This window comes from Streptomyces sp. NPDC048290 (assembly GCF_040652095.1).
Classification (GTDB): domain Bacteria; phylum Actinomycetota; class Actinomycetes; order Streptomycetales; family Streptomycetaceae; genus Streptomyces.
In genome coordinates this window covers 75,554-88,977 of sequence record NZ_JBEZLM010000010.1, presented here as the reverse complement: position 1 = coordinate 88,977, position 13,424 = coordinate 75,554, and the positions used below count along the sequence as shown (strand labels likewise).

The following is a 13,424-nucleotide window of genomic DNA, read 5'->3' as shown; positions in this document are numbered from 1 at the left end:
CGTAACTCCTTGTACGTGAGCGGGTGTGTTGGCTAGCCCTTGGTGATCATGCTGCGCGCGAAGAACCGCAGGTTGGCCGGCTTCTCGGCGAGCCGCCGCATGAAATAGCCGTACCAGTCGGTGCCGTACGCCGTGTAGACGCGCATCCGGTGGCCCTCGGCGGCCAGCCGCAGGTGCTCCTCGCCGCGGATGCCGTACAGCATCTGGAACTCGTACTCGTCGAGCTTGCGGCCGGCCGTGCGAGCCAGTTCCTGGGCGATGGAGATCAGGCGCGGGTCGTGGGACCCGATCATCGGGTACCCCTCGCCGTCCATGAGCGTGCGCAGAATCCGGACGTACGCCTTGTCGATCTCGTGCTTCTGCTGGTAGGCGACCTCGGCGGGCTCCTTGTAGGCGCCCTTGACCAGCCGGACGCGGCTGCCGTTCGCGGCGAGCCTGCGGGCGTCGGTCTCGGTGCGGAAGAGGTACGCCTGGATGACACAGCCGGTCTGCGGGAAGTCCCTGCGCAGCTCGTCGTGGATGGCGAACATCGAGTCGAGGGTGGTGTGGTCCTCGGCGTCCAGCGTGACGGTCGTCCCGATGGCGGCGGCCCGCTCCACGACCGGGCGGACGTTGGCGAGCGCCAGCTCGTGCCCGCCGGGCAGCGCCTGTCCGAACATCGACAGCTTGACGGACATCTCCACCCGGTCGCCGAGGCCGAGCGGGGTGAGCCGGTCGATCAGCTCCAGATAGGCGTCACGGGCGGCGGTGGCCTGCTGGGGGGTGGTGATGTCCTCGCCGACCACGTCCATGGTCAGCTCCAGGCCCTGCCCGGTCAGCCGCTCCACGATCGGGGCGATGTCGTCGACGGTCTCACCGGGGATGAAGCGGTCCACGACCTGCTTGGTGACCGGCGCCGCCGAGATCAGACGGCGCATCCGGTCGCTGCGCGACGCGGCGAGAATCACGGGACCCAGCACGGGGCACCTCCACACAACACACTCAACAGACGGCCGTGGGACCCGGTGGTGATCACTGGTGATCACTGGTGATGATCGGTGATCCATCGGGTACGGCACGGAGAACCACCGTGAAACCTAGGGAACCCTTCGATCGTCGGCCATCGACAGCTGTCACGCATCCGTGCCGCAGATCTCAGACAGATGTATGAAGGCCGCGCGGAAATGCGGCAGAATGCCCAGGGTGACACCGGAGTACGCGGACCACCGCGACCACCGCGATTCCCGCGGGCGCGAACACCGTGAGCACCGCGAGCGCGATCCGCACGACCACCGCGGCGACTACCAGGAACTGGTGGACGAGCTGTCGGAACTGCTCGGCGCCCCCGCCACGCTGGAGAACCGCGACTTCGAGCTGATCGCGTTCGGCGCCTACGACAGCGAGGACGACCTCGACGCCTCCGCGCTGGACCCGGTCCGCACCCGCTCGATCGTCACCCGCCGCTCCACGGCCGCCGTCCGCACCTGGTTCGAGGGGTTCGGCATCACCCGCGCCACCGGCCCGGTCCGTATCCCGCCGACCCCCGAGGCGGGGGTGTACCGGGGACGGATCTGTCTGCCCGTACGCCATCGCGGTGTCGTCCTCGGCTATGTCTGGCTGCTCGACACCGACCCCGGTCCGTCCGACGCCCGGCTGACGGCGGCGATGGAGGTGGCGGGCCGGATCGGCGCGCTGCTCGCCGACGAGGCCCAGCACGGCGCCGACCTCACCCGGGAACTGCGGGCGGTGCTGACCGCGGAGCGCGACTGGCAGCACGACATGGCGGTGGCGGAACTCCGTACGGCGCTCGGCGTCCGGGGCACCGGCCCGCACACCCTGCTCTGTGTGGCCCCCTGGCCGTCCGCCGACCCCGACGACGCGCCCTCGGTACGCACCCTCCCGGGCGCGACCGCCCGCTGCACCATCCCCTGGGGGCTGTCCGCCCAGTGCCTCGCGGTCCTGGTCCGGCTGCGCACCGCGGAGAACCTGGCCCCGGCGGTGTCCGCAGCGACCCGTCTCCTGGACCGCCCCGCGGAGGGACCGGTGGCCGCCGGGATCGCCGCGGGCCACACCGGACTGGCCGCCCTCGGCACCGCCTGGGACCAGGCGACGGCCGCCGCCCGCGCCGCGCTGGCCGAACCCCGGCTGGGCCCGGTCACCGACTGGACGTCGATCGGCCCGTACCGGCTGCTGACCGCGCTGCCCCCGGGCGCCGCCCACGATCCCGCCGTGACGGCCCTGCTGAGCCCGGCCCACCAGGATCTCGCCCGTACCGCCGAGACCTATCTCGACTGCGCGGGCCAGGCCACCCGCACCGCGGCGGCCCTGGGCATCCACCGCCAGACCCTCTACTACCGGCTGACCCGGGTGGAGCAGCTGACCGGCCTCGACCTGGACGACGGCGAGGACCGGCTGCTGCTGCACATGGCCCTCAAGGGCCGCCGCCTCGCCCGGCCCTGAGCGCCGTCAGGGCGTCCGCCCGGCCGCCTCGATCATCAGCCGGACCCCTTCCGTCAGCTCCTCCCCCGTGGGCGCGGTCTTCGGGTCGAACGCCCACTGCGCGATGACGCCGGTCATCAGCGTCAGGTAGAGCTTGCCCAGGGTGTCGAGCTGGGCGTCGGAGACGTCCTCCTCGGCCACGTCCAGCACCATGGCGACCAGCGCGCGCCCGGCCTCGCTCTGCGCCTTCGCCAGATGGTCGCGGACCTCGGGCAGCCGGTCCCCCAGCGTCAGCACCTCCATGCTGAGCCGCCACACCGAACCGGGCCCCATGGTGGCGATGATCGCGGACCACACCTCCTCGAACCGTTCGAGCGAGCCGGGCGGGCTGGTGAACCCCCCGCCGACCGGCTCGAACTCATCACCGGTCCGGGCCACCAGCGACAGATACGCCTGGACGAGCAGCGCGTCCTTCGAGCCGTAGTGGTAGCCGATGGAGGCCAGGTTGGCCCCGGACTCCTTGACGATGTCGCGCGCGGTGGTGCGCACGAACCCCTTCGCCAGCAGACAGCGCCTGGCGCCTTCGAGCAGATCCTCACGGTGACCCATGCGGCCATGGTAGCGCGGACCCTATACGCTCGTATTAAACGACCGTACTAAACAATCGTCCTAAACGACTGTCCTAGACAAGTGTTTAATACACTCGTACAGTTCCCTGCCATGACGACTCACGGGAAACCTCCCGCCCCTGTGGCCCCCGCCCGCGCCGGCCGCCGTGAATGGACCGCGCTGGGCGTGCTGATGCTGCCGCTGCTGCTGGTGTCGATGGATGTCTCGGTGCTCTACTTCGCGGTCCCCGCGATCAGCGCCGATCTGGCCCCGACCGGCACCCAGCAACTGTGGATCTTCGACATCTACGCGTTCGCCGTGGCCGGTCTGCTGATGACCATGGGCTCGCTCGGCGACCGCGTCGGCCGCCGCAAGCTCCTGCTGATCGGCGCCGCCGCCTTCGGCCTGGCCTCCCTCGCCGCCGCCTACGCGCACACCGCGGAGATGCTGATCGCCGCCCGCGCGCTGCTCGGCATCGGCGGCGCGACGCTGATGCCCTCCACCATGGCCCTGCTGCGGACCCTGTTCACCGACCCCGGCCAGCGAGCGCGGGCCATCGCGCTGTGGTCGACGGTGATGACGGCGGGCGTGGCGCTGGGCTCGGTGATGAGCGGTGTGCTGGTCGAGCACTTCTGGTGGGGCTCGGTGTTCCTGGTCAACCTCCCGGCGATGGCGCTGCTGCTGGTGGCGGGCCCGCTGCTGCTGCCGGAGGCCCGCGACCCGCGCCCCGGCCCCTTCGACTGGCCGAGCGTCCCGCTCTCGATCGCCGCCGTCCTCCCCGTGATCTACGGCCTCAAGGAACTGGCCGCCCACGGCTGGAACGTCCGGTATGTCGTCGCGATCACCGTCGGACTGCTCTTCGCCGCCCTGTTCGTGCACCGCCAGCGCACCACACCGTCCCCGATGATCTCCCCCGCGCTGTTCCGGGGCCGTGGCTTCTCCGCCGCGCTCTCCCTCAACCTGATCGCGCTGTTCGGGATGATGGGCTCGGCGTACTTCACCACCCAGTACCTCCAGTCGGTGCTGGGCAAGGGCGCCCTGGAGGCGGCCCTGTGGGCGCTGCTCCCCTCGGTCCCGATCGGCATCGCCGCCCCGGCCGCCGCGCACCTGGTGCACCAGGGCGTCCACCGCGCCCAGGTCGTCACGGCGGGCTTCCTGGTCGCCGCCGCCGGATACGCCCTGCTGGCCCTCGCGGGCACCGACTCGCTGTGGCTGGTGCTGGCCGCGTGCGGGGTGCTCGCCTCCGGGATCACCGTGGCCCTGTCCCAGATGGTCGACCTCGCCCTCGGCACGGTCCCGGTGGAACGCGCGGGCTCCGCGTCCTCACTGCTGGAGACCTCGGCGGAGTTCGGCGGCGCCCTCGGCATGGCCGTCCTCGGCTCCATCGGCGCGGCGGTCTACCGCGCCGGCATCCCGGCGACGGCTCCCCCGGAGGCCGCGGAAACCCTGGGCGGCGCCCTCGCGGTGGCGGCCCGTCTCCCCGCCGAGACGTCCGACGCCCTGACGACGGCGGCCCGGGAGGCGTTCACGGACGGGATGCGGGCGGCGTCGGTGGCGGCGGCGATCCTGCTCGTGGGAGGGGCGGCGCTGGCGTTCACGATCCTGCGAAAAGTACGCGCCCACGCAAAAACGCCGGACGAGCAACCAAGCCCGTCCGGCGTTTGAGGACGAGGCCCCTTCAGGGCCGAAGCGGGGGCCTGGGGGCGGCAGCCCCCAGACCGACGCTCACCTCAGGTCAGGTTCACCGACCGCGCGGACGTCGCCCCGATCTCCGCCGACACCTCCGCCAGCACGCCGGAGGCCACCGTGTCATCCACGGTCAGCACAGCCAGGGCCTCCCCGCCCACCGCCGCGCGAGCGACCTGCATCCCGGCGATGTTGATCCCCGCCTCGCCGAGGATGCGCCCAACCGTGCCGACCACACCGGGACGGTCCTCGTAGCGCAGCACGACCATGTGGTCGGCGAGGGCGAGATCGACGTCGTACTCCCCCACCGCGACGATCTTCTGGAGGTGCTTGGGTCCGGCCAGCGTGCCGGAGACCGAGATCTCCTCGCCGCTCGCGAGCGTGCCGCGCACGGTGACCACATTGCGGTGGTCGGGCGACTCGGAGGACGTGGTCAGCCGCACCTCGACCCCGCGCTCCTGGGCGAACAGCGGAGCGTTGACGTACGACACCGTCTCGGCGACGACATCCTCGAACACGCCCTTGAGCGCGGAGAGTTCGAGCACCTTCACATCGTGCTGGGTGATCTCGCCGTAGACCTCGACATCGAGGCGGACGGCGACCTCGCCGGCCAGCGCGGTGAAGATCCGGCCGAGCCGCTCGGCGAGCGGCAGCCCCGGCTTGACGTCCTCGGCGATGACCCCGCCCTGCACGTTCACCGCGTCGGGGACCAGCTCACCGGCGAGCGCGAGCCGCACCGAGCGGGCGACGGCGATACCGGCCTTCTCCTGCGCCTCGTCGGTGGAGGCACCGAGGTGCGGGGTGGCGACGACCTGGTCGAACTCGAACAGCGGGGAGTCCGTGCAGGGCTCCTTGGCGTAGACGTCGAGCCCGGCACCGGCGACCCGGCCCTCCTTGAGGGCGGAGTACAGCGCCTCCTCGTCGACGATCCCGCCGCGCGCGGCGTTCACGATCCGCACGGTCGGCTTGACCTTGCGCAGCGCCTCGTCGCCGATCAGCCCGAGGGTCTCGGGCGTCTTGGGCAGGTGCACGGTGATGAAGTCGGAGACTTCGAGCAGTTCGTCCAGGGAGAGGACCTTGACGCCCATCTGCGCGGCCCGCGCGGGCTGGACGTAGGGGTCGTAGGCGACGACCTTCATGCCGAAGGCGCTCATCCGCTGGGCGACCAGGGCGCCGATCCGGCCGAGGCCGACGACCCCGAGGGTCTTCTCGGCCAGCTCCACACCGGTGTACTTGCTGCGCTTCCACTCGCCCTGCTTCAGCGCGGCGTTGGCCTGCGGGATGTTGCGGGCGGTGGCCAGGATCAGACCGCAGGCCAGTTCGGCGGCGGTCACGATGTTGGAGGTGGGGGCGTTGACGACCATCACACCGGCCTTGGTGGCGGCGGAGACGTCCACGTTGTCCAGGCCGACCCCGGCGCGGGCCACGACCTTCAGCTTCCCGGCGGCGGCGACCGCCTCGGCGTCGATCTTGGTGGCGGAGCGGATCAGGATCGCGTCGACGTCGGCGATGGCGGGAAGCAGTTCGGCGCGGTCCGCGCCGTTGCAGTGCCGGATCTCGAAGTCGGGGCCGAGAGCGTCGACGGTGGCGGGCGACAGCTCTTCGGCGATGAGTACGACGGGGTTCGAGCTCACGTGAGTCCTCACATGTCCGATGCGGACGGCCGTCCCGACGGCCGCAGGCGGTGGAGGGGGAGCGGCTCCGGAGGGATGCGCGTTCCGGTGTCGCTTGGCCGCGTGGAAGACGCACGACGCTGTGGGCCTGACGCGTAGGTAATACGGCAGTGTATCGGCGTGGCGTAGGGCGTCTTGCGCCTCCGCGGAAGGATCACCCGGACGGGGAACTCCAGTACGTATGAGTTCCCGGGGGTCCGGGTGACCGTCCGTGGCGGCGCCCCGTCGTCGGGGCGCCGCCACGGAGGGGGAGGGCTCAGGCGTCCTCGTTGACCCAGGACATCAGCTTGCGCAGGTCCTTGCCGGTGGTCTCCAGCAGGTGCTCGGCGTCCTGCTGCTTGTACTCGGTGTACTTCTTCAGACCGCCGTGGTACTCGTCCATCCAGTTCTGGGCGAAGGTGCCGTCCTGGATCTCGGTGAGGACCTTCTTCATCTCGGCCTTGGTGGCGTCGGTGATGATCCGCGGGCCGGTGACGTAGTCGCCCCACTCGGCGGTCTCGGAGACCGACCAGCGCATCTTCTCCAGGCCGCCCTCGTACATCAGGTCGACGATCAGCTTCAGCTCGTGGAGGCACTCGAAGTAGGCGATCTCCGGCTGGTAGCCGGCCTCGACCAGGGTCTCGAAACCGGCCTTGACCAGGGCGGACGTACCGCCGCAGAGCACCGCCTGCTCACCGAACAGGTCGGTCTCGGTCTCCTCGGTGAAGGTGGTCTTGATGACCCCGGCACGGGTCCCACCGATGCCCTTGGCGTACGACAGGGCGAGCGCGAAGGCGTTGCCGGTGGCGTCCTGCTCGACGGCCGCGATACAGGGGACGCCGCGGCCCTCCTCGTACTGGCGGCGGACCAGGTGGCCCGGACCCTTGGGGGCGACCATGCAGACGTCGACACCGGCGGGGGCCTTGATGAAGCCGAAGCGGATGTTGAAGCCATGGCCGAAGAACAGCGCGTCGCCGTCCTTCAGGTGCGGGGCGATGGACTCCTCGTAGACCTGGCCCTGGATGGGGTCCGGGACGAGGATCATGATGACGTCGGCCTCGGCGGCGGCCTCGGCGGGGGTCACCACGCGCAGGCCCTGCTCCTCGGCCTTGGCCTTGGACTTGGAGCCCTCGTGCAGACCGACACGGACGTCGACACCCGAGTCGCGCAGCGACAGCGCGTGGGCGTGGCCCTGGCTGCCGTATCCGATGACCGCGACCTTGCGGCCCTGGATGATGGACAGGTCGGCGTCGGCGTCGTAGAACAGCTCGGCCACTTTGGGTTCTCTCCTTGGGGTGCAGATGGTGCGTCCCACCGTATGACGGCGGGGGGAGGGGAAGTCTTCGGGTCTCGGCATACGGGCGGCCCCGGGGGGGGGCCGCCCGGTGGGTCAGGCCGAGCGGTCCAGGGCGCGCAGCGAGCGGTCGGTGATGGAGCGGGCGCCGCGGCCGATGGCGATGGTGCCGGACTGGACCAGTTCCTTGATGCCGAAGGGCTCCAGCATCTTCAGCATGGCCTCCAGCTTGTCGCTGGAGCCGGTGGCCTCGATGGTCACGGCCTCCGGGGAGACGTCCACGGTCTTGGCGCGGAACAGCTGGACGATCTCGACGATCTGGGAGCGCGTCTCGTTGTCGGCGCGGACCTTCACCAGAACGAGTTCGCGCTGCACCGCGGAGCCGGGTTCCAGCTCGACGATCTTCAGCACGTTGACCAGCTTGTTGAGCTGCTTGGTGACCTGCTCCAGGGGCAGGTCCTCGACGCCCACCACGATGGTGATGCGGGAGATGTCGGGGTGCTCGGTGACCCCGACGGCGAGCGAGTCGATGTTGAAGCCGCGGCGGGAGAACAGCGCGGCGATCCGGGCGAGGATGCCGGGGGTGTTCTCCACCAGGACGGAGAGGGTGTGCTTGGACATGGTCGTTACGTCTCTCTCTGCGTCTCTCTGTGTCTCTCGCGCTCAGTCGTCTTCGCTGTCGCCGAAGTCGGGGCGGACGTCCCGGGCGGCCATGATCTCGTCGTTGGAGGTGCCGGCGGCGACCATCGGCCAGACCATCGCGTCCTCGTGCACGACGAAGTCGATGACGACCGGGCGGTCGTTGATCGCGTTGGCCTCCTCGATGACCTTGTCGAGGTCGTCGGGGGACTCGCAGCGCAGGCCGACACAGCCCATGGCCTCGGACAGCTTCACGAAGTCCGGCACGCGGGTGCCCCGGGCCTGCGGGTTGACGTCGTCGGGGCCGGAGTGCAGCACGGTGTTGGAGTAGCGCTGGTTGTAGAACAGGGTCTGCCACTGGCGGACCATCCCGAGGGCGCCGTTGTTGATGATGGCGACCTTGATCGGGATGTTGTTCAGGGCGCAGGTGGTGAGTTCCTGGTTGGTCATCTGGAAGCAGCCGTCGCCGTCGATGGCCCAGACGGTCTGGCCGGGGGCCCCGGCCTTGGCGCCCATGGCGGCGGGGACGGCGTACCCCATGGTCCCGGCGCCACCGGAGTTCAGCCAGGTCGCGGGCTTCTCGTACTGGATGAAGTGGGCGGCCCACATCTGGTGCTGGCCGACGCCCGCGGCGAAGATCGTGCCCTCCGGGGCGAGCTGTCCGATCCGCTCGATGACCTGCTGCGGGGAGAGCGAGCCGTCGGTGGGCTGGTCGTAGCCCAGCGGGTAGGTGTCGCGCCACCGGGACAGGTCCTTCCACCAGGCGGTGTAGTCGCCCTGGTGGCCGTCGGCGTGCTCCTTCTGGACGGCCTGGATCAGATCGGCGATGACCTCGCGGGCGTCCCCGACGATCGGCACGTCCGCGGCCCGGTTCTTGCCGATCTCGGCCGGGTCGATGTCGGCGTGCACGATCTTGGCGTGCGGGGCGAAGCTGTCCAGCTTGCCGGTGACGCGGTCGTCGAAGCGGGCTCCGAGGGCGACGATCAGGTCGGCCTTCTGCAGCGCGGTGACGGCGGTGACCGATCCGTGCATGCCCGGCATTCCCACGTGCAGCGGGTGGCCGTCGGGGAATGCGCCGAGCGCCATCAGGGTGGTGGTGACGGGCGCTCCGGTGAGTTCGGCGAGGACCTTCAGCTCGGCGGTGGCGCGGGCCTTGATGACCCCGCCGCCGACATAGAGCACGGGCCGCTTGGCGCCGGTGATCAGCTTGGCGGCCTCGCGGATCTGCTTGGCGTGCGGCTTGGTCACCGGCCGGTAGCCGGGCAGGTCCATGACCGGCGGCCAGGAGAAGGTGGTACGGGCCTGGAGGGCGTCCTTGGCGATGTCGACCAGGACCGGGCCGGGGCGGCCGGTGGCGGCGATGTGGAACGCCTGGGCGATGATCCGCGGGATGTCCTCGGCCTTGGTGACCAGGAAGTTGTGCTTGGTGATCGGCATGGTGATGCCGACGATGTCCGCCTCCTGGAAGGCGTCCGTGCCGATCGCCTTGGAGGCGACCTGCCCGGTGATCGCGACCATGGGCACGGAGTCCATGTGGGCGTCGGCGATCGGGGTGACCAGATTGGTGGCGCCAGGGCCGCTGGTCGCCATGCAGACGCCGACCCGGCCGGTGGCCTGCGCGTAGCCGGTGGCGGCGTGTCCGGCGCCCTGCTCATGGCGGACCAGGACGTGACGCACCTTGGTGGAGTCCATCAGCGGGTCGTACGCGGGCAGGATCGCACCACCGGGAATGCCGAATACGGTGTCGGCCCCGACCTCCTCAAGCGAGCGGATGAGGGACTGCGCACCCGTGACGTGCTCGGGGGCGGACTGCTGTCCTCCGGATCGGGGCCGCGGCTGCGGATGATGGGCCCCGGTGGCCTGCTCGGTCATCGGCATTCTCTTCTCGATGCTGAGGGTTTTTGCGAGGTTTGTACGGTGTACGACTGCTGTACGACAGGTGCGAGTGCAACAAAAAACCCCTCGTGCCGAAAGGCAAGCGAGGGGAGCGCGCCGGGTGTGGTCGCTGGGTTTCCGGATTGTCCTCCGGTCATTCCCAGCTCAGCCGACGCGCTGTCCAAGTACGAGAATTCGGGTGCGCATGGCACAGACCCTCTCCCTCCCCCCCATGCACTGTCAAGTGGGTGGGACGGGAGTCTCATTATGTGAGCGGAGGGCCGGACCGCCGCCGAACACCGCGGTGACCCCGGGACCGCCGTACATCCCGGCCCCGCTGCTCTCCATGGTCCGCTCGCCCCGGGCCCCCGCGTACACCGGTTCGGCCGGAGTGTGGGGCAGCGCACAGTGGCCGGAGGTCAGCGCGCGGCGCAGCCGGTACTCGTCCAGCGGCCCCGAGAACGCCATCCCCTGGGCGTGCGTACAGCCCATCGCGCGCAGGGCCACCACCTGCTCCGGCAGATCCACCCCGTCGGCCACGGACTGGAGCCCGAGGTCGTTCGCGATCCGCAGCAGCCCGCTGGTGATCTTGTGCAGCCGGGCGGACTCCACGACGCCGCCGACCAGGGAGCGGTCCAGCTTCACGAGGTCCAGCGGAAGCCTGCCGAGCGCGGTGGCGCAGCCGGTCCCGTAGCCGTCGAGGGCGATCCGGACGCCGAGCCTCCGGAGGGCGGCCAGCCGGCGTTCCAGCTCGTCCAGGGCGACGCCCGCCTCGGTGTCGCACAGCTCGATCAGCAGCGCCCCGGGGGCCAGTCCGTGCCGGGTGAGCAGTGCCTCGACCGAGCCGAGGCGCAGCGACCGGTCCAGCAGCCGCCGGGCGCTCAGCCGGACCGCCACCGGCACCGCGAGCCCGCCCGCGGTGCGCTCGGCGGCCTGCTCCACGGCCTCCTGGAGCATCCACCGGCCCAGCTCGGCGGTCCGGTCGCCGTCCTCGGCCACCCGCAGGAACTCCGCGGGGGTGAACAGCACCCCTTGTGAGGAGCGCCAGCGCGCCTGGGCGGCGACCGCGGTGATCCGCCCGTCGTCCAGCCGCACCACCGGCTGGTGCAGCAGGGTGAACTCCCCGTCGTGCAGCGCGGCCCGCAGCCGGGTGGCCAGTTCCGCCTTGCGGACGACGTCCTGCTGCATCTGCGGTTTGTACAGCTCGACCCGGCCCTTGCCGGCCGATTTCGCCCGGTACATCGCGAGGTCGGCGTTGCGCAGCAACTCGCCCGCTCCGAGGCCGGGTTCGGCGAAGGAGACCCCGATGGAGGCGGCCACCCGGACGTCGTTGCCGTCGATGTCGTAGGGCTGGGAGAGGGTCAGCCGGAGGCGGTCGGCCAGTTCCAGGATGTGGCGTTCGCGGGCCGTGCGGTCCCGGGTGGTGTCGCCGATGATCAGGGCCGCGAACTCGTCGCCGCCGAGCCGGGAGGCGGTGTCGCCCTGGCGGACCGCGTCCTGGAGTCTGCGGGCGGCCTGGACGAGCAGTTCGTCGCCCGCCTGGTGGCCGATGGTGTCATTGACGGCCTTGAAGCCGTCCAGGTCGATGAAGAGGACCGCCGTGTTGCGCAGCGACAGGCCCCGGTCGGAGCTGCGGCGGCCGGACAGGGCCTGCTGGACGCGCCGGGTGAACAGGGCGCGGTTGGGCAGGTCGGTGAGCGGGTCGTGCTCCGCGTTGTGCTGCAACTGGGCCTGGAGGCGGACGCGTTCGGTCACGTCACGGCTGTTGAAGATCAGGCCGCCGTGGTGCCGGTTGACGGTGGACTCGACGTTCAGCCAGTCACCGGCGCCGGAGCGGAAGCGGCACTCGATCCGGGTCACGGGTTCTTCGAGCGGGTTGGCGGTGAGGAAGCGGCGCACCTCGTGCACCACACAGCCCAGGTCCTCCGGGTGGATCAGGGCCGCCAGTTCGCTGCCGACCAGGTCCTCCGCGGGCCGCCCGTAGACGCCCGCGGCGGCCGGGGAGACATAGCGGAGCATTCCGGTGGGGGTGGCGATCATGATGACGTCGCTGGAGCTCTGCACCAGGGAGCGGAAGTGGTTCTCCTTGTGCGCCAGTTCCTGGGTGAGGGAGATGTTGTCCAGCAGCATGATCCCCTGGCGGACCACCAGGGCGAGCACCACGGTGCCCCCGGTGAAGAGCACCACGCGGTCCACGCTGCGGCCGTTGAGGACGTTGTAGAGGATGCCCAGGGTGCAGACGGCCGCCGCGAGATACGGCGTGAGGGCGGCCAGCGAGCCGGTGATCGGGCGGGTGGCCGGATAGCGGCCGTGCTCGCCGGGCGGCAGCGGTGGACGCGGTCCCGGGAGCGGGGCGCGCACCGCGCGGGCGTGGGCCTCGGCGGCGCGCTGGGCGCAGCGGACCGTGGCCCAGGGGGCGTAGGCCAGCAGTACGGAGCCGGCGAACCAGCCCGCGTCGAGCAGCTGGCCCGAGCGGTAGTTGCTGTGGAGCAGCGGTGAGGTGAACAGGGCGTCGCACATCACCGTCAGGGCGAGGGCGCCGATCGCGGTGTTGATGGCGGAGCGGTTGGCTCCGGAGCGCCGGAAGTGCAGCGCGAGCACCATGCTGACCAGCACGATGTCCAGCAGCGGATAGGCGAGGGAGAGCGCGGTCTGGGCGACGCCCGCGCCGCCCGCGGTGGCGGTCTGGGCGAGGGCGAGGCTCCACGAGAGGGTGAGCAGGGAGCCGCCGATCAGCCAGGCGTCGAGGCCGAGGCAGACCCACCCGGCGCGGGTCACCGGCCGTTTGGCCAGGACGAGCAGTCCGACGATGGCGGGCGGCGCGAAGCACAGGAAGAACACGTCCGCCGAGCTGGGGGTGGGTACCGGGCGGTCGAGCACCACCTCGTACCAGCCCCAGACCAGGTTGCCCATGGCCGCCATCGCCGAGGAGAGGGCGAACAGCAGCCAGGCGGCTCGAAAGCGGACCCGGCGGGTGCGGGCGTACAGGAAGCAGGAGACGGCCGCGGCGCCCGCCGCCGCGCTGAGTCCGAAGTCGCCCATGACCAGGGCGACTTTGGGGGAGCCCCAGCCGAGGGCGGAGCCGACGCCGTAGCCCGCGCAGACCACGGCGAGGGCGAGTTGATGGAGGGTGCTCCAGCCGCCGCCGAGGGTCGGCGGGGCGGGGCGGGGCCTGGGTGCAGGCTGGAGGCGCGGTCCGGCGTCGAGGGCGGCCGTGGCCGTCGACGGGGAGTTCACCGGACCCACCCGGA

Annotated in this window: 9 protein-coding genes; 2 read left to right on the top strand and 7 right to left on the bottom strand. The window is 71.0% G+C overall.

Going from position 1 to position 13,424, the window contains the following annotated elements:
- Positions 1-32: 32 nt before the first annotated feature.
- Complete coding sequence (locus AB0D49_RS19015) at positions 33-959, bottom strand: proline dehydrogenase family protein (protein ID WP_362758544.1); 927 nt, start codon at positions 957-959, stop codon at positions 33-35.
- Positions 960-1,290: 331 nt separating this feature from the next.
- On the opposite strand from AB0D49_RS19015, the gene AB0D49_RS19010 reads away from it, so the two are divergent.
- The gene (locus tag AB0D49_RS19010; RefSeq protein WP_362758898.1) at positions 1,291-2,439 is read left to right on the top strand and encodes a helix-turn-helix domain-containing protein; all 1,149 of its coding nucleotides are present in this window, start codon (positions 1,291-1,293) and stop codon (positions 2,437-2,439) included.
- 6 nt (positions 2,440-2,445) lie between these two features.
- Here AB0D49_RS19010 and AB0D49_RS19005 read toward each other — a convergent pair whose 3' ends face one another.
- The gene (locus tag AB0D49_RS19005; protein ID WP_362758542.1) at positions 2,446-3,027 is read right to left on the bottom strand and encodes a TetR/AcrR family transcriptional regulator; all 582 of its coding nucleotides are present in this window, start codon (positions 3,025-3,027) and stop codon (positions 2,446-2,448) included.
- Positions 3,028-3,138: 111 nt separating this feature from the next.
- Here AB0D49_RS19005 and AB0D49_RS19000 point away from each other — a divergent pair, with 111 nt between their 5' ends.
- Positions 3,139-4,692, top strand: a complete 1,554-nt coding sequence (locus AB0D49_RS19000) for an MFS transporter (RefSeq protein ID WP_362758540.1) — start codon at positions 3,139-3,141, stop codon at positions 4,690-4,692.
- Between the two features lie 65 nt (positions 4,693-4,757).
- On the opposite strand, the gene serA is transcribed toward AB0D49_RS19000, so the two are convergent.
- The 5 genes from serA to AB0D49_RS18975 form a co-directional block, all read right to left on the bottom strand.
- The gene (gene serA / locus AB0D49_RS18995) at positions 4,758-6,347 is read right to left on the bottom strand and encodes a phosphoglycerate dehydrogenase (protein ID WP_362758538.1); all 1,590 of its coding nucleotides are present in this window, start codon (positions 6,345-6,347) and stop codon (positions 4,758-4,760) included.
- Positions 6,348-6,642: 295 nt separating this feature from the next.
- Positions 6,643-7,641 (bottom strand): ketol-acid reductoisomerase, encoded by a 999-nt coding sequence (gene ilvC, locus AB0D49_RS18990; protein ID WP_362758536.1) that lies wholly within the window; start codon positions 7,639-7,641, stop codon positions 6,643-6,645.
- A 114-nt stretch (positions 7,642-7,755) separates the two neighbouring features.
- Positions 7,756-8,280, bottom strand: coding sequence for an acetolactate synthase small subunit (gene ilvN / locus AB0D49_RS18985; RefSeq protein WP_362758534.1), 525 nt, complete (start codon positions 8,278-8,280; stop codon positions 7,756-7,758).
- A 42-nt stretch (positions 8,281-8,322) separates the two neighbouring features.
- Positions 8,323-10,170, bottom strand: a complete 1,848-nt coding sequence (locus AB0D49_RS18980) for an acetolactate synthase large subunit (RefSeq protein WP_362758532.1) — start codon at positions 10,168-10,170, stop codon at positions 8,323-8,325.
- 243 nt (positions 10,171-10,413) lie between these two features.
- Positions 10,414-13,410, bottom strand: a complete 2,997-nt coding sequence (locus tag AB0D49_RS18975; protein ID WP_362758530.1) for an EAL domain-containing protein — start codon at positions 13,408-13,410, stop codon at positions 10,414-10,416.
- Positions 13,411-13,424: the final 14 nt, after the last annotated feature.

Bases quoted from the DNA above. Each gene is read 5' to 3' on its own strand.
- AB0D49_RS18980 (WP_362758532.1), bottom strand. From the start codon at position 10,170: ATGACCGAGCAGGCCACCGGGGCCCATCATCCGCAGCCGCGGCCCCGA.
- AB0D49_RS19000 (WP_362758540.1), top strand. From the start codon at position 3,139: ATGACGACTCACGGGAAACCTCCCGCCCCTGTGGCCCCCGCCCGCGCC.
- ilvN (WP_362758534.1), bottom strand. From the start codon at position 8,280: ATGTCCAAGCACACCCTCTCCGTCCTGGTGGAGAACACCCCCGGCATC.
- AB0D49_RS19005 (WP_362758542.1), bottom strand. From the start codon at position 3,027: ATGGGTCACCGTGAGGATCTGCTCGAAGGCGCCAGGCGCTGTCTGCTG.